Annotated in this window: 21 protein-coding genes; 10 read left to right on the top strand and 11 right to left on the bottom strand. The window is 69.0% G+C overall.

The features are described from left to right. The first annotated feature begins 41 nt into the window (after positions 1-41). From AC04ME_RS14660 to AC04ME_RS14640, 5 genes are all read left to right on the top strand, one after another. Entirely contained in the window at positions 42-560 is a 519-nt protein-coding gene (locus AC04ME_RS14660) for a MarR family winged helix-turn-helix transcriptional regulator (protein WP_042540023.1), read from the top strand. A gap of 93 nt (positions 561-653) precedes the next feature. Then, complete coding sequence (locus tag AC04ME_RS14655; protein WP_042540025.1) at positions 654-1,229, top strand: NADPH-dependent FMN reductase; 576 nt, start codon at positions 654-656, stop codon at positions 1,227-1,229. 61 nt (positions 1,230-1,290) lie between these two features. Next, positions 1,291-1,926: a DUF1684 domain-containing protein gene (locus AC04ME_RS14650; RefSeq protein WP_056374079.1), complete on the top strand. Its 636-nt coding sequence runs from the start codon at positions 1,291-1,293 to the stop codon at positions 1,924-1,926. 62 nt (positions 1,927-1,988) lie between these two features. Continuing rightward, on the top strand, positions 1,989-3,077 hold the full coding sequence (locus AC04ME_RS14645; protein WP_475435692.1) for an alkene reductase: 1,089 nt from the start codon (positions 1,989-1,991) through the stop codon (positions 3,075-3,077). 91 nt (positions 3,078-3,168) lie between these two features. Beyond that, positions 3,169-3,513: a cytoplasmic protein gene (locus AC04ME_RS14640; RefSeq protein ID WP_475435690.1), complete on the top strand. Its 345-nt coding sequence runs from the start codon at positions 3,169-3,171 to the stop codon at positions 3,511-3,513. Positions 3,514-3,533: 20 nt separating this feature from the next. Here AC04ME_RS14640 and AC04ME_RS14635 read toward each other — a convergent pair whose 3' ends face one another. Both AC04ME_RS14635 and AC04ME_RS14630 read right to left on the bottom strand, forming a co-directional pair. Then, positions 3,534-4,937 carry a threonine/serine exporter family protein gene (locus AC04ME_RS14635; protein ID WP_042540029.1) on the bottom strand — a complete coding sequence of 468 codons (1,404 nt, stop codon included), beginning with the start codon at positions 4,935-4,937 and terminating at the stop codon, positions 3,534-3,536. Between the two features lie 19 nt (positions 4,938-4,956). Continuing rightward, positions 4,957-5,301 (bottom strand): DUF7882 family protein, encoded by a 345-nt coding sequence (locus AC04ME_RS14630; protein WP_042540154.1) that lies wholly within the window; start codon positions 5,299-5,301, stop codon positions 4,957-4,959. 360 nt (positions 5,302-5,661) lie between these two features. Between AC04ME_RS14630 and AC04ME_RS14625 the strand changes: the two genes are divergently transcribed. Together AC04ME_RS14625 and AC04ME_RS14620 are read left to right on the top strand one after the other, a co-directional pair. Continuing rightward, positions 5,662-6,765, top strand: coding sequence for a fatty acid desaturase family protein (locus tag AC04ME_RS14625; RefSeq protein WP_475435910.1), 1,104 nt, complete (start codon positions 5,662-5,664; stop codon positions 6,763-6,765). Between the two features lie 91 nt (positions 6,766-6,856). Next, the gene (locus AC04ME_RS14620) at positions 6,857-8,041 is read left to right on the top strand and encodes a zinc-dependent alcohol dehydrogenase (protein WP_042540033.1); all 1,185 of its coding nucleotides are present in this window, start codon (positions 6,857-6,859) and stop codon (positions 8,039-8,041) included. Between the two features lie 74 nt (positions 8,042-8,115). On the opposite strand, the gene AC04ME_RS14615 is transcribed toward AC04ME_RS14620, so the two are convergent. Further along, a complete protein-coding gene (locus AC04ME_RS14615) occupies positions 8,116-8,553 on the bottom strand; it encodes an SRPBCC family protein (RefSeq protein WP_309691192.1) in 438 nt (145 codons plus the stop codon). Between the two features lie 158 nt (positions 8,554-8,711). Between AC04ME_RS14615 and AC04ME_RS14610 the strand changes: the two genes are divergently transcribed. Both AC04ME_RS14610 and AC04ME_RS14605 read left to right on the top strand, forming a co-directional pair. Further along, positions 8,712-10,061 (top strand): cytochrome P450, encoded by a 1,350-nt coding sequence (locus AC04ME_RS14610; protein ID WP_475435687.1) that lies wholly within the window; start codon positions 8,712-8,714, stop codon positions 10,059-10,061. 88 nt (positions 10,062-10,149) lie between these two features. Further along, complete coding sequence (locus AC04ME_RS14605) at positions 10,150-10,314, top strand: hypothetical protein (protein WP_475435685.1); 165 nt, start codon at positions 10,150-10,152, stop codon at positions 10,312-10,314. Positions 10,315-10,367: 53 nt separating this feature from the next. Here the strand turns inward: AC04ME_RS14605 and AC04ME_RS14600 are convergent, their stop codons facing one another. Together AC04ME_RS14600 and AC04ME_RS14595 are read right to left on the bottom strand one after the other, a co-directional pair. Further along, positions 10,368-11,351, bottom strand: coding sequence for a cation efflux transmembrane domain-containing protein (locus AC04ME_RS14600; protein ID WP_475435683.1), 984 nt, complete (start codon positions 11,349-11,351; stop codon positions 10,368-10,370). Further along, positions 11,348-11,836: a hypothetical protein gene (locus tag AC04ME_RS14595; protein WP_475435681.1), complete on the bottom strand. Its 489-nt coding sequence runs from the start codon at positions 11,834-11,836 to the stop codon at positions 11,348-11,350. Before AC04ME_RS14595 ends, AC04ME_RS14600 begins: the two co-directional genes overlap by 4 nt. A gap of 125 nt (positions 11,837-11,961) precedes the next feature. Between AC04ME_RS14595 and AC04ME_RS14590 the strand changes: the two genes are divergently transcribed. Then, positions 11,962-13,245, top strand: coding sequence for a hypothetical protein (locus tag AC04ME_RS14590; RefSeq protein WP_475435679.1), 1,284 nt, complete (start codon positions 11,962-11,964; stop codon positions 13,243-13,245). Between the two features lie 350 nt (positions 13,246-13,595). Here the strand turns inward: AC04ME_RS14590 and AC04ME_RS14585 are convergent, their stop codons facing one another. From AC04ME_RS14585 to AC04ME_RS14560, 6 genes are all read right to left on the bottom strand, one after another. Further along, complete coding sequence (locus tag AC04ME_RS14585; RefSeq protein WP_455905476.1) at positions 13,596-14,153, bottom strand: hypothetical protein; 558 nt, start codon at positions 14,151-14,153, stop codon at positions 13,596-13,598. Beyond that, complete coding sequence (locus AC04ME_RS14580) at positions 14,150-14,869, bottom strand: hypothetical protein (RefSeq protein WP_475435676.1); 720 nt, start codon at positions 14,867-14,869, stop codon at positions 14,150-14,152. Before AC04ME_RS14580 ends, AC04ME_RS14585 begins: the two co-directional genes overlap by 4 nt. Positions 14,870-14,905: 36 nt before the next feature. Beyond that, positions 14,906-15,793: an endo alpha-1,4 polygalactosaminidase gene (locus AC04ME_RS14575; protein ID WP_475435675.1), complete on the bottom strand. Its 888-nt coding sequence runs from the start codon at positions 15,791-15,793 to the stop codon at positions 14,906-14,908. Then, complete coding sequence (locus AC04ME_RS14570) at positions 15,718-16,413, bottom strand: DUF899 family protein (RefSeq protein ID WP_475435674.1); 696 nt, start codon at positions 16,411-16,413, stop codon at positions 15,718-15,720. Before AC04ME_RS14570 ends, AC04ME_RS14575 begins: the two co-directional genes overlap by 76 nt. 61 nt (positions 16,414-16,474) lie before the next feature. Next, positions 16,475-17,881, bottom strand: coding sequence for an MFS transporter (locus tag AC04ME_RS14565; protein WP_042540042.1), 1,407 nt, complete (start codon positions 17,879-17,881; stop codon positions 16,475-16,477). A gap of 37 nt (positions 17,882-17,918) precedes the next feature. Beyond that, positions 17,919-18,989, bottom strand: coding sequence for a carboxylate-amine ligase (locus AC04ME_RS14560; RefSeq protein ID WP_311878053.1), 1,071 nt, complete (start codon positions 18,987-18,989; stop codon positions 17,919-17,921). Positions 18,990-18,994: the final 5 nt, after the last annotated feature.

The following is an 18,994-nucleotide window of genomic DNA, read 5'->3' as shown; positions in this document are numbered from 1 at the left end:
CCGTCTCTGAGACGGCGGGGCTTCGCCGTAAGCTGGCGACCATGAGTGCCTCGCCCGACGAACCCGCCCGAGAGGGCGCGCCCGCCGCAGACTCCGCAGGTGCCGAGCCCCTCGATCCGGCCGCCCTCGATCCGGCCGAGCTCGACCAGGCGATCTCGAGGGTCGAGCACGAGCTGGGAAGGCTGTTCGCCCGCATCCGGGTGAGCTGGCGCGAAGCGGCGCAGACCGTGCACCCCGACCTGCAGCCCCTCGGATATCAGGTGCTGACCTCGATCGCGACCGGCAAGGCGACCTCGGCCGGGGCGATCATCGAGCGTCTGCAGACCGACAAGTCGGCCGTCAGCCGTCACGTGCGGCAGCTCGAGCAGCTCGGGCTGGTCGAGAGCGTCCCCGATCCCGACGATCGCCGGGCACGGGTGCTCGTCGCGACCGAGCTGGCGCAGGAGCGGGTCGCTCTGGCCCGCTCGCGCTACGAGGAGCGCCTCGGCGAGCGGCTGCGCCGCTGGTCGGCCGAAGACCTCGATCACTTCGCGGAGCTGCTCGCCGCGTTCGGCGACTGACCGAGGTCGGCGGCGTTCTCGTCGCGCAAGGGCTGGACTCGGCGACGAGCCAGGACGAGACTGATCCCACGGTTACAGGAATGAGGAACAGTCATGGCGTACAGGGTCGGATACTTCGTGGGAAGCCTCTCGTCCACCTCGATCAACCGCATCCTCGCGACGGCGCTGATCAGGCTCGCTCCATCCGATCTCGAGTTCTTCGAGATCCCGATCAGAGACCTCCCTCTCTACAGTCAGGACTACGACGCCGACTACCCCGCTGTGGCGGTGGATCTCAAGGAGTCGATCGCTTCGGCGGATGCCGTGCTCTTCGTCACACCCGAGTACAACCGTTCGATCCCCGGGGGACTCAAGAACGCGATCGACTGGGCCTCGCGACCGTGGGGCCAGAACTCGTTCGATCACATCCCGGCCGCCGTCATCGGAGCATCGGTCGGTGCGATCGGCACGGCCGTCGCCCAGCAGAGCCTGCGCGGCGTGCTCAGCTTCTGCAACGCCCGCCAGATGACCGCCCCCGAGGCCTACATCCAGTTCTCGCCCGACACCTTCTCGGATGACGGCACGGTCACGAACGAGGGCACGGCGAAGTTCCTCCGCGACTACCTGGTCGAGTTCCGCGACCACATCGAGCGCGTACTCACCGTGCTGCCGCGCGACACGGATTCGTGAATCGGCCGCCTCGCAGGTCGTCGCGGCCGCTGCGCCACCGCATCCGCGTAGCCTGGAGGACATGACGCTCACGAAAGCCCGCACCGCCGCCGAGGTCGTCGACTGGAGGCGTCGGGTCTTCGCCCTCTACGACGCGGTGCGCCGCGCGGACTCCGCCGAAGAGGCGCACGAGCTGTGGCGCATCGAGCGCGACGACCTGATGCTGCATCACGCGGCGACCCCGCTGCTGGCTGACGACCGCCCGCTCTTCGAGGGGCTGCCGATCGCCTCCTACGACCCGCAGTGGCGCTTCGAGCTGCCCATCCTGCCCGCGGAGCCCGGCGGCTTCGACTTCGCGACCGGCACCGACGGCGTGGTGCCGTTCGAGCGCATCGGCAGGGTGGAGATCCCCGACACCGGATCGCTCGACGTCTGGCGGCTGACGACCTACGGCGGTGGGATCTTCGTCCCGGTGCGCGACGCGCTCGCCGGTCGTCCGGGCGGCACGTACGGGGGAGGCCGCTACCTGATCGACACGATCAAGGGTGCGGACCTCGGATCGGATGCCGAGCGCGGCACCATCGTGCTCGACTTCAACTTCGCCTACAACCCGTCCTGCGCGTACGACCCCGCCTGGGCGTGCCCGCTCGCGCAGCCGGGCAATGTGCTGCCGGTGGCGGTGCCCGTGGGCGAGATGTACGGCGGCGCAGCCGACTGAGCATCCGGCATGCATATCGCGGCGGGGGAATACCGCACCCCTCGCGCGCCTTACCCCTGAGCGTGACTCTCTTCGAACCGGCCGTCTTCGGCGCCCTCCAGTTGTCCAACCGCGTCGTCATGGCGCCTCTCACCCGCACGCGTGCAGATGATGACGGCGTGCCGACCGAGACGATGGTCGAGTACTACCGCCAGCGGGCGGGTCAGGGCCTCATCATCTCGGAGGGGACGTGGCCGGCGCCCGAGGGCAAGTCGTACTCCGGACAGCCCGGCATCGTCACGCCAGAGCAGATCGCCGGCTGGCGGCCCGTCGCCGACGCCGTGCACGAAGCGGGCGGCACCATCGTCATGCAGCTGATGCACGGCGGGCGCGTCTCGCATCCCGCGATCTCGGGTGAGCCGCGCGTCGTCGCCCCGAGCGCACTCGCCGCTCCCGGCCAGACCCACACTCCTGAGGGCAAGGTCGACATGCCTGTCGCCCACGCCCTGACCCTCGACGAGATCCCGATGGTCGTCGAGCAGTTCGCGCAGGCCGCGCGCAACGCGATCGCCGCGGGCTTCGACGGCGTCGAGGTGCACGGAGCCAACGGCTACCTCGTGCAGGAGTTCCTCTCGCCGGTGTCGAACATCCGCGACGACCAGTACGGCGGATCACCCGAGAACCGCGCCCGCTTCGCCATCGAGGTCACCCGTGCGGTCGCCGAGGCCGTCGGAGCCGATCGCACCGGCATCCGTCTGTCGCCGCAGCACAACATCCAGGGCGTCCTCGAAGAGGATGACGACGACGCGCTCGCCACCTACCTCGCCGTCGCCGAGGGCCTCGCACCGCTCGGCCTCGCCTTCGTCGACATCCTGAATGCCGCCCCGACGAGCGAGCTGGTGCAGCGCATCCGCCGCACTCTCGGAGCGCCCCTCATCATCAACTCCGGCTTCGGTTCTCCCACGACCCGCGACGAGGCAGAGATGCTCGTCTCAGAGGGATGGGCGGATGCCGTGGCCGCCGGCCGACCCGTGATCGCGAACCCCGACCTCGTCGAGCGTTGGCGTGAGGACGCCGAGCTGAACGAGCCTCGTCCCGCGCTGTTCTACGGCCGCACGGCCGAGGGCTACACCGACTACCCGTCGCTGGAGTCCGTGCGCGCCGACGCCTGATCGTCAGGTCCAGGGGCTGAGCGGTTGAAGGCGGCGCCGGCCGCTCGAAATGCCCCTGTCGGAGTGGGATCGCGGAGCGTACAGTGACCGCATGATCACCGACGATCCCACTCTGACGAATCCTGATCACTACCGGACGCTCTGGGAGAACGAGTTCGTCCGCGTGCTCGAATACACCGATGAGCCAGGTGATCAGACGACTCCGCACGACCACCCGAACAGCGTCATGGTCACCCTGAGCGACTTCTCGCGTCGGCTCTCAGCCGGGGAGTGCACCTTCGACACGTCGCTGCCGAGCGGACAGGCGGTCTGGATCCCGGCCCAGCGCCACTCGGGCGAGAACACGGGAACGACGCCGACGCACACGATCCTCGTCGAGCTGAAAGGGGACGCGGCGGGAGAGGCTGACGCGGGGACGCTCGGACCCCGAGTCTGACAGGGCCGACTCGCTGCGGCTCAGCGCCGTACGACCCGCGCCCGCGTCTTCGCGACGCTGGTGAGGGTGGCGCGCACCGGCGTGCCCAGATACAGACCGAGCGAAGCCCCCGAGGCCAATGCGATGCCGATGACCACGGCGTCGACCAGCGACCCTCCGATGCCCACCACGCCCGATGCCGACCCAGCCGAGTGGATCATCTCGAGCAGCCCCTGGAACACCGCGACACCGGGAACGAGCGGCACGATGGCCGCCGTCGTCACCGCGACCGACGGCACATGCAGCTTCACGGCGATCAGCATCCCGATGAAGCTGGCGAGCAGTGCGCCGATCGCGCTCGCCGCCGCCGGGTGCAGGTTCACTCCGACCATGGCGGAGTATCCGGCGATGGTCACGGCGCTGAGCAGCGCGCTGACGAGGATGATGCGGATGCCGGCGCCGTTGAAGACGGCGACGGCGATCGCGATGATGATCGCCCCGAGGAACTGATTCAGCAGCGGACCGAACGGGGCGGGGTCGTCTGGCAGGCCCATCGTGAAGCCGAGCACGCTGCCGACTTCGAGGCCGACGAGGATGCCGATCACGACGCCGAGCGTCTGCATGGTCAGGTCGAGGATGCGCCCGCCCGCGGTGAGCGCGAACCCGTCGATCGCGTCCTGCGCGGCACCGACGACGGTGAGGCCGGCGAGCATGAGCACGATTCCCGAGGCCACGATGATCGAGGGGCGGATGCCGACGAACGGCTCGATGCCCGCAGAGCCCAGCGCCGAGACGGCGACCGCGACGACCGTGGTGACGAAGCCTCCGGCGATCTGGCTGAAGAACAGGGGGACCCTGGCGCGGGCGAGACCCGCCTGGGTCAGTGCCGCGCACAGCGCCGCGACGAAGGTGAGCCCGACGATGAGCGCCGAGGCGCCGAGCATGATGCTGACGCCGACGGCCAGCAGCGCCCTGGCCACGATGACGACAGGCTGCTGGTAGCGGAACGGCACGCGGCGCAGCACGCGGTAGGCGGTGCGCGCCGATTCCAGATCGAGGCCGTCGTCGATGTCGGCGACCAGGGCCTGCACACGCTGCAGCTTGGCGTGGTCGGGCGCCGCCACCCGCACGACGCGCACGAGCGTCTCGGGCCAGACCTCGCCGCTCAGGTGGAACGACACCGTGATCGAGTTGTAGGTCACATCGACCTGCACGTCTCGCATGCCGTACGCGGCGCAGACGCGGGTGATGGCCAGCGTCACCTCGTGAGCGGAGGCACCGACACCGAACATCGATTCGCCGATGCGGGTGGCGAGATCCAAGACCCGCGGCACGGTGCGTTCGTCGATGACGGGCATCGCCTCGGTGTGGGCGACGGCGGAGGGATCGGTGTGCAGGATGCGCTGCACGGAGGCGAGCAGTCGCCGCGGGGGGTTCGGGGACACCTCCCCATTCTCCCCTTCGTCAGGCGTGCGCGGGAACGTCGAGACGCTCTGCCGGCGGTGCGCTGCCCTCTGCGGGCTCGGGCACGAGGTAGAGACCGCTCGGCGCGCTGGCCGTGAACGCGAGGGCTTCGATCCAGGCGCGGTTGATCGAGGGCTGACGGCTTCCGCTGTACTTGAAGACGAGCGAGCTGCCTGCGTGCACCCAGACGGTCGTGCGGCCGCCGCCGACGCTCATGTCCTCGCGCCAGGTGAAGCTGAAGGGCTCCCCTCGACGCAGCTTGGCCGTGATCACGAGCTGCAGGTGCGTGAGGGCGCGGTCTTCGATGTCGGCCTTGACGCTGCCTTCGTAGACGAGCTTTCCCATCATGATCTCCTCACTGCGCCACGGAACCCATGTCATGAGACGCGATCGGATGATCACCGGGGGCGATACCAGCATCCCATAATATCGTGGGCCGGCGGCTGTGCATCCGCCGGCCCGAACACCGTCTTTCATCCTCGATACCGCACCCTCCCTCGACGGGGCGATGGGGAGGACGCATGCGTGCGACGGAGCGTGCCGACGGAGAGCGGCCGGCCCCACACCCGCACCGGGGAATTGTCAAGGCCCGCTGTGCGCGGACGCGACCGGCGTACCGTCGGCATCAGAGCCCGCAGGACACCACAGTGGGCCGTAGCGGAGCTGTTCGTGTCGACAGCGGATGACTTCGGAGAAGAGGTCGTCATGGACGCCACCGGTCAGACCATCAGCACTCGCCCACGCGACACCGCGCGTGGCGGATCGAGCACCTTCACCGAGCTGGCGCAGCAGATCCGCGAACGCGGACTGCTTCGCCGTCGGTACGGCTATTACTGGACCAAACTCATCGCGGCCCCGCTGGTCGTCGCCGTCAGCCTCGCCGCCTTCGTCTGGATCGGCGACACGTGGTGGCAGCTGTTCACCGCTGCTGTGCTCGCGATCGTCTTCACGCAGATCGCGTTCCTCGGCCACGACGCGGCGCACCGGCAGATCTTCGTGTCGGGGCGGTGGAACGACTGGACCAGCATCGTCCTGGGCGATCTGCTCGTGGGAATGAGCTACGGCTGGTGGCAGCACAAGCACACGCGCCATCATGCGAACCCGAACAAGCTCGGGGCCGACCCCGATATCGAACTCCCGGTCATCGCCGTCACACCTGAGACGGCCGCACGTCGCCGCAGCGCGGCGGTCACCTGGCTGCAGGCGCACCAGGGGCTGCTGTTCTTCCCGATCCTGCTCCTCGAGGGGCTGTCGCTGCACGCGTCTAGTGTCCGACGAGTGGTCACCCGCGGACGACTCGAGCGGCGGTGGGCCGAGATCGTCTTCCTCAGCATCCGGATGATCGGATTCGTCACGCTGGTGTTCATCGTGCTGTCGCCGGGCATCGCGTTCGTGTTTCTCGCGGTGCAGCTGGGCCTGTTCGGGTTCTACATGGGCATCTCGTTCGCGCCGAACCACAAGGGCATGCCCGTGGTTCCGAAGGACCTGACCCTGGACTTCCTCCGGAGGCAGGTGCTGATGAGCCGCAACGTGCGGGGGAGTCGCGTGATCGACGTCGTGATGGGCGGCCTGAACTACCAGGTCGAGCACCACCTGTTCCCGTCGATGCCCCGGCCGCACCTGCGCCGGGCAGCGCCGCTCGTCGCCGCCTACTGCGAGGCGCACGATGTGAAGTACACCCAGGTCGGGTTGTTCGCGTCCTACGCGATCGTCGTGCGCTACATCAATCGGGTCGGACTCGGAGAGCGCGACGTCTTCTCGTGTCCGCTCGCCGAGCAGCGCGCCCATCTGATCGCCGCGCCGCGCTGACCCCCGCCCACCGACGGCGAGGTGTCAACCCTCTGTCGTTTCGGGCGCGAGCGACGGAGGGTGGACATCCGACATCCCCGAGGAGGACACCATGAAGGCACTCACCTGGCAGGGCACGCGCAACGTGACGGTCGAGGAGGTGCCCGACCCGGTCATCGAGCATGCGACGGATGCGATCGTCCGGATCACCTCTTCGGCGATCTGCGGCTCGGATCTGCACCTCTACGAACTGCTGGGCCCGTTCCTCGACAAAGGCGACATCCTCGGCCACGAGCCGATGGGCGTCGTGGTCGAGGTGGGAAGCGCCGTGCGCGATCTGGCGGTCGGCGATCGAGTCGTCGTGCCGTTCAACATCTCGTGCGGCCACTGCTTCTTCTGTCTGCGCGGCCTGCAGTCCCAGTGCGAGACGACGCAGGTGAAGGAATACGGCAGCGGCGCCTCGCTGTTCGGCTACACGAAGCTCTACGGGCAGGTCCCCGGCGGGCAGGCCGAGTACCTCCGGGTCCCGCTCGCCGACTACAACCACATCAAGGTCGCCTCCGACCTGCCGGACGAGCGCTACCTCTTTCTCAGCGACATCCTGCCGACCGCCTGGCAGGGCGTCGAGTACGCGAATGTGCCGGACGGCGGAACGCTCGCCGTGATGGGACTCGGGCCGGTCGGCCAGTTCGTCGCCCGCGTCGGCGCGCACCGCGGATATCGCGTGCTCGCGGTGGACCCCGTCGCCGAGCGACGCGAGATGGCCGCCCGACACGGCGCCGAGGTCTTCGACCTGACCGACGATGTCGTCGCAGAGCTGCGAGACCTCACGGACGGACGAGGGGCGGATGCCGTCGTCGACGCCGTCGGCATGGAGGCGCACGGCAACCCGGGAATCAAGCTCGTGCAGCGCGCTGTCGGTCTGCTGCCCGACCCCGCCGCCAGGCAGGTCTTCGACAAGGCGGGCATCGATCGCCTCGCCGCCCTCTATGCGTCGATCGACGTCGTGCGCCGCGGCGGCACGGTGTCGCTCAGCGGCGTCTACGCCGGGGATGCCGACATCATGCCCATGAAGACGCTGTTCGACAAGCAGGTCAGCATCCGCATGGGCCAGTGCAACGTCAAGCGCTGGATCGACGACCTGATGCCGCTGGTCGAGGATCTCAGCGACCCGCTCGGCGTGATGGATCTCACGACCCACACCGCACCGCTCGAAGACGCTCCGGGTCTCTATGAGACCTTCCAGCGCAAGGCCGACGGCTGCATCAAGGTCGTGCTCCAGCCCTCCACCGTCTGACGGTGACCGCCGGCTGTGCAGCCCGTACTGCGCAGCCGGCTCACGTGCCGGTCAGCCCCGCTCGGGCTCCGGACTCAGCCGGCCTTTCCCTCGGCGAGGTATCCCAGCCGGTGCAGGGTCTCGGAATTGCGCCAGCGCAGCAGAGGAGCGGTCAGCACGCTCGGCACGAGGGTGGCGGGGCCACGCACCGGCTCTTCGTCGATGCGGACGAGAGATCCGTCGCCGTGCGAACGCACTCGCAGCGTGACGCGGGCCTCGCCGATCGGCCACCCCTTGGCACGCATGACCATCCGGTGCGGGGGATCCCATTCTTCGACCACCGTCGTGTCGTCGAGAAGGGCGGGCCAGACGCCCACCGAGTGGTGCAGTTCGGCGCCGGGCTGCGGCCAGGTGTCATCGACGTCGCGCATGCGCGACGCGCCGACGACCCACGCCGGGTAGAGCCAGGCGTCGGCCAGCACCCGGAACACGTCATCGGGGCGGCAGTTCATCGTGCGCACGTTCTTGGCCATGTCGGCTCCTTCTGTGACGGTTGCCTTCATGCTCCTGCCTCCGCGTCGATCCACCGAGGGGGTTGACGGGCCGCGTGCGGCGCCGACCGGCCGTACCACAGACCCAGCATCGGCGCCTCCCCCTGGAACAGCGCACGCGTCTCTGCGAACGTCGGGTCATGGCACTCATCGATCTTCCCGTTCGCGCCGCTCGCAGACTCGGCGCTCTCGCGCACGACGACGCACACACCCTGCTCACCCGCGGTTACGGCTTCGGTCCACGGATCTGGCGCAGGGTGCGACCGGGTGCGAGGTCGGCGCCGATGCGTCTGCTCGGTGACGACACCGTGTTCGTGCGCGGCGTCGAGGGCGTCGAGCTGTTCTACGACGAGACCCGCATCGCGCGCTCCGGGGCGATGCCGGCCCTCGTGCAGGAGAGCCTGTTCGGCCACGGCTCCGTGCACAGCCTCGACGGTGACGCGCACAAGCACCGCAAGGCGACGTTCATCGACGTCGCCTATGAAGACGAGCAGGTCGAGCGGCTGACGCCATGGCTCGAGCGCGAGTGGCAGAGCGAACGTCGGGCCTGGCTCGACGGCGGCACCCGCAGCGCCTACGACGCGGCGGTCGGTGCGCTGGGCCGAGCGATCATGGGGTGGGCCGGTGTGCCCGGCACGCCCGCAGCGAAGACACGGTGGGCGGCCCGGCTCGCCCAGATCGTCGACGGCTTCGGCTCGCCGTACTCACCGGAGTACCTCGCCGCTCTGGCCAACCGCTGGTGGTCCGACCGCCACTCCGCGCAGCTCATCGAGGCCGTGCGGCACGGTGCGCTCAGTGCCGAGCCGGGAACAGCGCTCGAGCAGTGGGCGCACCACCGCGATCAGGACGGCGAGTTGCTGCCCGCGCGCATCGCGGGGGTCGAGCTGCAGAACAGCATCCGTCCGATGATCGCCGTCGCGCGCTTCGTCGCGTTCGCCGCCAAGGCGCTGAACGAGCACCCCGAGTGGCGTGAGCGCATCGCCGCCGAGGCCGCCGAACGGGGCGCCCTGGTCGGTGGACCGCTGTCGATCATGTTCGCGCAGGAGATCAGACGGACGTCCCCGTTCGTGCCGATGCTCCCCGGGTGGGCGATCGCCGACGTCGAGCTCGACGGGCAGAAAGTGGATGCCGGTGGCCGCGTCGTGCTCGACATCCTCGGCACCAATACCGACGACCGCTTCTGGGCGCGTCCCGAGCGGTTCGACCCGGAGCGTTTCCGCGATGTCGGCGCAGACTACGAGGCGCTCGCCGCGTTCATCCCGCATGGCGGGGCCGACGTCGCGACCGGCCATCGATGCCCCGGCGAGAAGCTCGCGATCGCGGGGCTCGCCGCAGCGGTCACGGTGCTCAGCGACCCCGGTCTGCGGATCCTCGACGACGGGCTCGACGTCAACCGCCGACGGCTGCCCACGAAGCCCCGCTCCGGCGGCAAGGTGCGGTCGGTGTCCTCGGCGTCCTCCTCCGCGTCCAGCGGTTGCCCGTTCCACTGAGCGTGTGGGTCCGTTCTGTCAAGGGGCACACGTCGACCGGCCCGCCGAGGCATGCTGTCGCAATACGCACACCGACGAAGGGAGCACCATGTCAGAGATCGAATCCACCCCCGATGACCGGAGAGACCAGGCGGACGAGACACCGATGATCCCCGACGAGCTCGCGCCGCGTCAGCAGTCCGAGGACCCGGTTCCGAACGATCCCGATGCCGCGGGATCCGGTGACGGAAGCGACGACGAGGACGACGTCTGACGCGCGACGAGAGCGGCCTGTCCCCAACGATCTGTCACGACGGGTTCCGGCGGTCAGTCGCGCCCTGACGTGTCGACGCCGTCAGGGAGCCTCCCGACCGGGTAGATCACCACATCCTGCACCTTCCAATCGAGGTCGGTGATGCGCTCGGCCAGGTCGGTCACGTGATCCAGCGACACCTTGCTCTTGTGGGGGACCACGAAGGCCTCGATGTGGAAGACCTGGCCCTGGTCGCGCATCCGGACTCCCGCCTCTTTCACCCAGGGTCGTGAGCGTATGGTCGCGAGCACATCACCGGCGAGCGGATGCGGATGCTTGCTGTCGTAGGTCCTCGCGCGCTGGTCCATGAGGTCGATCACCGCGGTCTTCGTGTTGCGCCATCCGTCCCAGATGATGCCGAGCGAGATGACCAGAGCCGCCGCGCCGTCGAGCCACCACACACCCATGCCGACACCGAGCACGCCGACGATCGAGGCGACCGTGGTCTGCCAGTCGGCCTTCGCCATGTCGGCGTCGGCGTAGAGCAGCTTGTTGTGCAGCACGGGCGCGAGCTTCGACTTGGCGGGGCCGTAGAAGAACACCGGCCCGACGATGACCACGGCCATGACGGCGACCATGAGCCAGCCGAGCCAGATCGTCTGTCCGAAGAGCTGCACGGTGCCGATGGTCGGATGCTCACCGGCGATGAGTCCGGTGACTGCTTCGATCGCCAGGTTGAGTCCCACTGCCAGCAGGGCGACCCCCGCCACGAGGTGGCCGATGCCCATCACCCGATGCAGCCCATAGGGGTGCTTCACGGTCGGACGGCGCCGCACGAACAGCAGCGCGATGAGGAATGCGAACTGGGGGATCAGCGACAGCATGTCCTCGATCCACGCGGTGCGCATCGCCTGCGAGTTGCCGACCACGAGCGCGATCAGGGCGATCGTGACCGAGGTGTAGGCGATCGTGAACCACTCCCATCGGATGGCGCGCCGCAGGGCGTCTCGCTGCTCGTCGGGGAGCTCCGTCCGTCCGATCCTCGTCGGCGTCGTCACGAGCCCACCTCCTCGTCGAGGTACCGCTCGAGCTCGCTCAGGAACGCGTTCTCGCCCAGTGGCACGAGCATCACGATCTGTCGGCCTTCGGCTCCGTCGATGCCGGGATACGCGCGAGTCACACCGGCTTTGTCGATCCACGGGGTGCTCGCCGTGAAGCCGCCGATCACGAGGTCGAGGTCGCCGCGCTCGAGCATCCCGACCAGGGTCTCCTCCGACCCGTCCGTCCAGTCGATCTCGGCGTCGATGCTGTCGGCGAACCCGCCCACGAGGTCGGGGAGGCTGCCGGTCGGAGTGGCTCGTTCGACGTCGACGAGCCCGGGCTCCGACGTGACGCCGACCCGCAGCTCCGAGCCGGTCACGGACGACAGCGTGCCGTCGGGGTCGGCGGGGATCGTCAGGCCGCAGCCCGACAGGCCGATCGCGAGCAGGAGCACGGCCGTCGAGAAGACGGAGCGAAGACGAGACCGGTTCGATGCTTGCACGCAGCCATGGTGCTCGCGCTGACTCGGCGCGGAAAGCCGGTTGACGGCCACCACAGTGGGGAGTAGGCGGCCCGACGCTCGGAGTCCACAGAGGCGCGTCGTGCCCGACCGGTACGGTAGGGCACATGTCACAGGCCCTCCGGACGTTCGGGCGCATCATCGCGCGGCACTGGCCTGCGCTCATGGCCTGGTATCTCGGGGGCGAGGCTCTGCACCGCGTGCTCATCGAGTTCGCCGGATTCGTCGGCGGCCACACCACGCTCGGGGGCCTGCTGCTGCTGCCGCTGGCGGTCGCCGCTCGTCTCGTCTCGTACGTCGCGATGTATCTCACGGTGCGGCCGTCGCTGCCGCACAGCCGCCGGGAGGATGCGGGTGGCATCCGCGAGTTCGGCTCGGCCACGCTCGCGGCGATCCTGCCGTTCTTCGCGTTCTACACCGCGTGGGGTCTGCTCGACGCCGACCAGATCGAGTTCTTCCAGATCGCGCTCGCCGTGGCGCTGCCCCAGTCCGGGGAGGGATTCTCGCAGATCGGCGACCGCGGCGGACTGATCTCGATCGGTGTTCTGCCGGTGACGGTGCTCGTGATCGCCCTCGTCGCGCGACTGCTCTTGACCCGGTTCGCCGCCAGGCTGCCGCGCTGGACTATCATCCTCGCCACCTACGCAGAGGTGCTGTGGACATTCATGCTCTTCACACTCGTCGCACGGTGGTGGACGAGCGTCCTCGACTGGTTCGCCGAGCGCCAGGCGGTCGGCTGGCTGCGAGGGTTCGGCGACTGGTTCGCCGTGAACCTCGAGCCCATCGCCGCGGTCTGGGAGGGAACGACCTGGCTCATCGGGATCCTCGTCGCCGCACTCATCGTCCCCGCTGCCTGGCTCACGGTGGCCGGCGTGATCTTCGGCACGACCTTCGACTCGACCCCGGCGTTCTCGCGGTTCGGTGGGGGAGCGGCTCGCGGTGCGGCGATGAGCATCGCGCGCACCCTGGTGATGCGGCTCGAGGGTCTCTGGGCGGCCGTCACGGTGATCTGGCGCGGCGGACCGCTGCTCTTCGGTGCCTACGCGCTGGCCTATGCGCTGTGGGCGTTCGCCGAGCAGGCGGGAACCCGCGGCGTGCTGCTGCTCATCGGCGGCCATGAACGGTGGTTCTGGGCCGGGGTCTTCCCCCTCGTCACCGTCGCGATCGCGGCAGTGGCCGAACCGCTGAGGGTGGCGATCGTCGCGACGGCGTACGACAGCGTCATCGGCCGCCCCCGCTCTGGCCTCGACACCCGCCCCTCAGGGGTCGATGCGGAAGCGAGCGAGGTCGTCGTCGCTCCCCTCGATGTCGAGCAGGAAGGGACCCTCGGCGTCGTCGGGCAGCAGGAACGTCAGCAGGATGCGGTACGACGCCGATTCGGGAAGGCATGAGTTCTCGCCGTCGGCTGAGGACACGTCCAGGCCTTTGCGAGAGCTGAGCCAGGTCCGATCCCTGTCGATCTCCGTGAGTGCGGCCTGCCCGCAGAGTGCGGCATCCGACCCGCCGCTCGACGCCAGTCGGATGCTGAGCACGCGTGTGTCCTCGGGCGTCTCGAACTCACCCCACTCGGTCGGGCCGAGCGTGAGAGTCTGCCCCGCGATGTCGACCGTCGACTCGGCTTCGATCACGCGATCGGTCGGCCGGATGCTGGGCACGATGTCGAGCCACACGGTGGCACCGAGCATGGCCACGGCAGCGATCGCCAGCGCGATCAGTGACAGGCGCTGCCTCCTCCACCACGTCACGGCGCGCTCAACTCGGGGTCGTCGAGCTCGACGCTCGGGGTGCGAGGCAGATCATCGAGGTCGAGCGGGACCGTGATCAGGTCGTCGAGCTCGGCGGTGAGATACGACGAGGTGAGCCGCAGCTCGGCGCGTCCGGACGTGACATCGGGCGGCAGCTCGAAGGCCAGGGTGCCGACGGTGTCGATACCCAGCCGCAGCGGGGTCGACATCAACGACGCATCCGGTCGCTCGCTCGCCTGGAACACGCGGTCGCCGACGGCCAGCGTCGCCAGATTCATCGCAGCGTCGACTTCTGTGTGCGCGGCCGAGGCGATGACCGTCACGACGAGCCAGTTGCCCTCCGCGCTCCAGTCGGCACCCGGCACCGCGACCTCGTCGGTGAAGGTCGCATCGGTCGCCGCCGCGATCAGTGTGCGCGACTCGACGGGTTCGCCGAAAGATCCGCGCACCTCGGTGGGGCCGATGACGTCCTCGTCGGTGGGGGTCACGGCGGTCACGGCACCGGCGGCGATCACCAGGGCGGCACCGAGCAGCCAGGGCGTCGCGCGCCTCACGGTGCCTCCTGCGCGGTCATGGAGATGCGCGAGCTGAGTGCGGCGGGGCGCCAGCTGACGGCTCGCGACGAGAGGACGACCTGTCCGCGGCGCGTCTCCACCTCGTACACGTCGAGCGACACCGCACCGTCGGGGAACGCATCCTCGGGAATCGTCCAGGCGAAGGTCACCTGGCTGGGGACGCCCGGCTGCAGGATCACCTGCCCCGATGAGCCGTCGGCTCGCCATACGTCGACCGAGTCGGTCGCGGTGACGCCCTTCAGCGCGAGGAGCGGATTCTCGGTGTTGACGAACCCCGTGCTCACTCGGTCGGCGGTGGTGCCGACCCCGATCGGTGAATCCGAGAGGTTCTCCATGCGGGTGCTCATCACCAGGAACTTCTCGCCCGGCTCCGCCTCGAGGTACTCCGATTCGATCTCGGTGGCGAACTCGGCGTCGAGCACGGTGATCGCATACATCGAGGTGCGCGCCTCGTCATCGGGGCTGAGCATGGCCGGCGACGCCTCTGCCCGGGCGAGCCCGCCCATCGCCGCGACGACGATGGCCAGGGCGACCAGTGCGGCGGCCGCCACCCAGATCCAGCGGGGGAGCTCTGCGACGGCGTGCGCCCAGCGCGCGAGTGCCGCCCGAACGACGGTTCCGGCACGCGCGGCAGCAGGTGCGGCGAATGGCGCAGCTGATCGCGACGCGCCGTCGTGATCCCCCGTCTTGCTCACGAGGTCAGCCTACCCAGGGGGTTCGCCCGCCGGCGATCAGGAGCACGTCTCGAACACGTACTCCTCGTGCCCCGGCGTGACGAGGTCGCGATCCCGCAGCACCATCGACCCCGGCGCCTCGTCGTCGGCGCACATCTCGGTGAACGACCGCGGCAGCTCATCGGAGTACTCGATGTCGATCACGGCGTCGCCGTAGACATCCGTGAAGGCTCCGCACTCCTGATAGACGGAGCATTCCTCGACCACGGCGAAGTCGAACCCGGCGCGCTCGCGCAGCAGGGGCGCATCCTCGGCGGCGTTCTTCTGCCCGGCCGCGAGCCCGGAGTCATGTGCGACGTCGACGAGCAGCGCCGCGAGAGCGAGGTTGTCATCGAGGGTGAGCGCGCCGTCAGAGCGGGTGTACGAGTCGAGGTTGTCGAACTCCACCGCCTCGAATCCCGATTCGGCGCACCCCTCGATCCACGGACCGACGATCTCGGCGATGCGCTCGCGGCGGTCGTCGGTCGAGGTGTCGAGCAGAGCCTCATCGGGCCAGTCGGGGTCGAACAGGGGCTCGCCGCCGCTCTGCAGCACGAGGTCGTCGGGCCAGGTGTCGAGCTCGCCCGGCTGGGTCTGGAAACCGTTCACGTAGCAGATCGAGTACAGCCCCTCGGCGGGGTCATCCGAGCGGTCCCGACCCACGATGCCGACACCGTCGGCGGGTGCATAGGCGCCGCCGAGCTGGTAGTCCGGTGTTGCTCCCGCTGGTGGAGGCAGGAAAGGCGCAGGCGGGTCGGAGATGGTCGTGACGCAGCCCGAGAGGGCGAGGACCAGCGCGGCGACGGCGGTGACCGCGACCGTCGCGCGCCTCAGCTGCCGACCCCGTACAGAGCGGCGATCTCTTTCGAACCCATCCCTTGATCGTACGTGCCGTGCTGGGGCCATCCGGCCGGGGAGTCCTCCCACTCCTCCTGGCGGCCGTAGGGGAGCAGGTCCACGAGCCCCTGCAGCTGACTCATGCGCTCGGTGCCTCGTCCGTTCGTGTGCCAGGTGCGATACACGGTGTCGCCGTCGCGCAGGAAGACGTTCACGCCGAAGCCCTCGTTCGGACCGGCATCCATGTCGGCGCCGAACGTGCTGTCGGCGCTCGAGAACCACGTCATGCGATTGCCCACCCGGTCGCGGTAGGCCAGTGCCTCATCGATCGGCCCGTTCGTCACGATCACGAAGCGGGCGTCGTAGTACCGCTCGAGGAAGTCGARCCGCGTGAACTGCGAGGTGAAGCCGGTGCACCCTGGGCACTGCCACTCGTTGCCGTCGGTCCACATGTGGTTGTAGACGATGAGCTGTCGATGCTCGCCGAAGGTCTCCGACAGCGCGACCGGACCGTCGGCCCCGACGAGCGTGTAGTCGGGCAGCTCGACCATCGGCAGCCGCCGTCGCTGGGCCGCGATCGCATCGAGCTCTCGCGTCGCCGCCTTCTCCCGCACGCGCAGTGCGTCGAGCTCGCGTCGCCACGTGTCGGCGTCGACGACGGGCGGAAGGGGCGTCTGGGTCGTGCTCACGGTGGACCTCCGGATGCTCGGGAAGACGGTGCCCCCAGTGTGCGCTCGCCCACCGACATCGTCAACCGATCGGCGAAGGGGCGCCGTCGACCGCGGGTGCATCGACCTCTTCGGCCGGATTGCGTCGGATGCCGATCCATGACACGACGCCGCCGAGCACGAGCAGCGCGGCCGTGACCCAGGCCGCGTTGTGGAAGCCTGCGAGGTCGAGCGTGCCGCCGATGATGGTCGACAGCATGGCGACGACGAGCAGTCCGGCGACGCGCGAGACCGCGTTGTTCACCGCGGAGGCGATGCCCGAGCGCGATTCGTCGATCGCGCCGAGGATCGCCGAGGTGAGCGGAGCCACGGTGAGCGAGAGCCCGAGACCCAGCACGATCATGGCAGGCAGCACCTGCCACCAGTAGTCGAAGTCCTCGCTGACGACGAGCAGCATGAGGGCGCCGACGGCCATGACGAGCGGACCGACCGTCATGAAGATCCGTGGACCGAAGCGCCCGGCCCATGAGCCTGCGCGCGAGCTGATGAGGATCATCAGGATGGTCATCGGCAGGCTCGCGAGGCCGGCGGCGGTGGCGCTGAGACCGGCGCCCTGCTGCAGGTAGACGCCCACGACGAAGCCGTTCAGCGACAGAGCGGCGTAGACGAAGAGAGTGGCGAGGTTGCCCCAGGCGAAATCGCGCACCCGGAACAGCGAGAGCGGCATGAGGGGAGAGGCCGACCTCTGCTGCCGCACCAGGAACCAGGCGAAGAGCGCAGCTCCGATCAGGCCGGGCAGCCAGATGGCGGGGGACTGCCAGCCGAGGTTCGGCTGCTCGATCAGCGCGAACACGACCGCGCCGAGGCCGATCGCGCACAGGGCTCCGCTGAGCCAGTCGACGCTCACCCCGCTCGGGTGCTCCTTCAGCTTCAGCCGGGAGAGCAGCACGAGGGTGACGGCGATCGGCACGACGTTGATGAGGAACACGAATCGCCACGACAGGAAGTCGACGAAGAGTCCACCGAGCAACGGGCCGACGAGCTGCGCGGCGGTGGTGAATGCTGTCCACACGCCGATCGCCCGTGACTGCACGTCGGCGCGCATGGTCGCCGTGATCAGCGCGAGCGAGCTCGGCACGAGCAGAGCGCCGGCTGCTCCCTGCGCGGCTCGCGCGATGATCAGGATGAGGGGATCGGGGGCGGCGGCGACCGCGACGGATGCCACGCCGAAGGCGATGAGGCCGATGCGCATCACGAGCACCCGGCCATAGGCGTCCGACAGCGATCCCGCGAGCAGGATCAGCGCGCTGAGGGTGATGAGGTACGCGTCGACCACCCACTGCTGCGTGGTGATGCCGCCGCCGAGTTCATCGCTGATCGCAGGCAGCGCGACCGTCACGACAGTGCCGTCGAGGAAGGTCACGAAGGATGCGAGGACGGCGATGGAGATCACGAGCCGCTGCAGCGGCGCGAAGCGAGAGGATGCCACACGCTGACACTACTGCCGCCGAGGATATGAGGGGCGGTCAGATGGCAGTCGTGCTCGCGCGATACAGGTCGCGCAGACCCGCCGTGCCGTGCTCGGCATAGGCCCTGCGCTGTCGCTCGGCACCCGTGCCGTCGGTGCGGATGCGAGCGAAGCCCTCGGTGACGAAGTCCTCGTCGCCCAGTCGAGCGAGTGCGGGGCGCAGTCTGTCGAGCAGATCTCGCGCGACGTCCCAGAACGACGCGATCCCGCCGCTCGCCGGGTCGACGAGGCGCGCCTCGGTGCCGAATCTCGCTGCCGTCCACAGTGAGGCATCGATCGCGTCGACGCCGATCTCGGGTGCATCATCGATCGCGTCGCTCACCATCAGAGCGCGCGTGAGGGCCACGGCGAGCAGCGTGTCGTCGACCGTCAGTTGCGCGTCGAACACCCTCACCTCGACGGTGGGGAAGCGCTCGGACAGGCGGATGGCCCATGACAGCGAGCCGGCATCCGCGATCGCTGTCATCGCGACGAGTTGCTCGACGTGTGCACGGTAGTCGGCGAGATCGCGGAAGTGCGGCGGGCTCCACGACGACGGCAATCGTCGGATCAGGATGCTGCGCCAGCTGGCGAACCCCGAATCCCTGCCGTGTGCGAAGGGCGCGTTGCCGGTGAGAGCCAGCAGAACGGGAAGCCACGGTCGCACGCGATTGAGCACGCGGACGCGCTCTTCGTCGTCCACCACCTCGACATGCACGTGCAGCCCGTTGACCTCGTGCTCGCGGGTGATCTCGACGAGCTGCGCGTCCACCGCGTCGTAGTGGGGCGAAGAGACCACCGTCAGGCGCTTCGGTGAGATGAACGGGGTGCCGATGGAGGCGAAGACCGCACCCTGATCGGCGGCGTACGTGCCGATCAGGCTGCGCGTCCGTCGCAGCTGCGCCTCGGCATCCGCCCTGGTGGTCGCGGGCGATGTCGCCGACTCGAGCTGACAGGTGAGGTATTCGGGGGTGAGGCCCGCAGCAGCGTCCTCGGGGATGCGCTCGCGGGTGGCTGGGCTCATGGCCGCGGGTACGAGTGTCTGCTCATCGAGCAGGACGAACTCCTCCTCGACGCCGAACCGGGCCATATACG

Source organism: Microbacterium sp. LjRoot205 (assembly GCF_056175745.1).
The sequence above is the reverse complement of the archived record's forward strand: the minus strand, read 5'-3'. Positions and strand labels throughout refer to the sequence as shown.

What these genes read in the sequence shown, in the direction of transcription:
- AC04ME_RS14625 (WP_475435910.1), top strand. Translation starts at nt 5,662, where the DNA reads ATGGACGCCACCGGTCAGACCATCAGCACTCGCCCACGCGACACCGCG.
- AC04ME_RS14620 (WP_042540033.1), top strand. Translation starts at nt 6,857, where the DNA reads ATGAAGGCACTCACCTGGCAGGGCACGCGCAACGTGACGGTCGAGGAG.
- AC04ME_RS14650 (WP_056374079.1), top strand. Translation starts at nt 1,291, where the DNA reads ATGACGCTCACGAAAGCCCGCACCGCCGCCGAGGTCGTCGACTGGAGG.
- AC04ME_RS14605 (WP_475435685.1), top strand. Translation starts at nt 10,150, where the DNA reads ATGTCAGAGATCGAATCCACCCCCGATGACCGGAGAGACCAGGCGGAC.
- AC04ME_RS14590 (WP_475435679.1), top strand. Translation starts at nt 11,962, where the DNA reads ATGTCACAGGCCCTCCGGACGTTCGGGCGCATCATCGCGCGGCACTGG.
- AC04ME_RS14575 (WP_475435675.1), bottom strand. Translation starts at nt 15,793, where the DNA reads ATGGCCCCAGCACGGCACGTACGATCAAGGGATGGGTTCGAAAGAGAT.
- AC04ME_RS14655 (WP_042540025.1), top strand. Translation starts at nt 654, where the DNA reads ATGGCGTACAGGGTCGGATACTTCGTGGGAAGCCTCTCGTCCACCTCG.
- AC04ME_RS14615 (WP_309691192.1), bottom strand. Translation starts at nt 8,553, where the DNA reads ATGGCCAAGAACGTGCGCACGATGAACTGCCGCCCCGATGACGTGTTC.
- AC04ME_RS14660 (WP_042540023.1), top strand. Translation starts at nt 42, where the DNA reads ATGAGTGCCTCGCCCGACGAACCCGCCCGAGAGGGCGCGCCCGCCGCA.
- AC04ME_RS14630 (WP_042540154.1), bottom strand. Translation starts at nt 5,301, where the DNA reads ATGGGAAAGCTCGTCTACGAAGGCAGCGTCAAGGCCGACATCGAAGAC.
- AC04ME_RS14640 (WP_475435690.1), top strand. Translation starts at nt 3,169, where the DNA reads ATGATCACCGACGATCCCACTCTGACGAATCCTGATCACTACCGGACG.
- AC04ME_RS14560 (WP_311878053.1), bottom strand. Translation starts at nt 18,989, where the DNA reads ATGGCCCGGTTCGGCGTCGAGGAGGAGTTCGTCCTGCTCGATGAGCAG.
- AC04ME_RS14610 (WP_475435687.1), top strand. Translation starts at nt 8,712, where the DNA reads ATGGCACTCATCGATCTTCCCGTTCGCGCCGCTCGCAGACTCGGCGCT.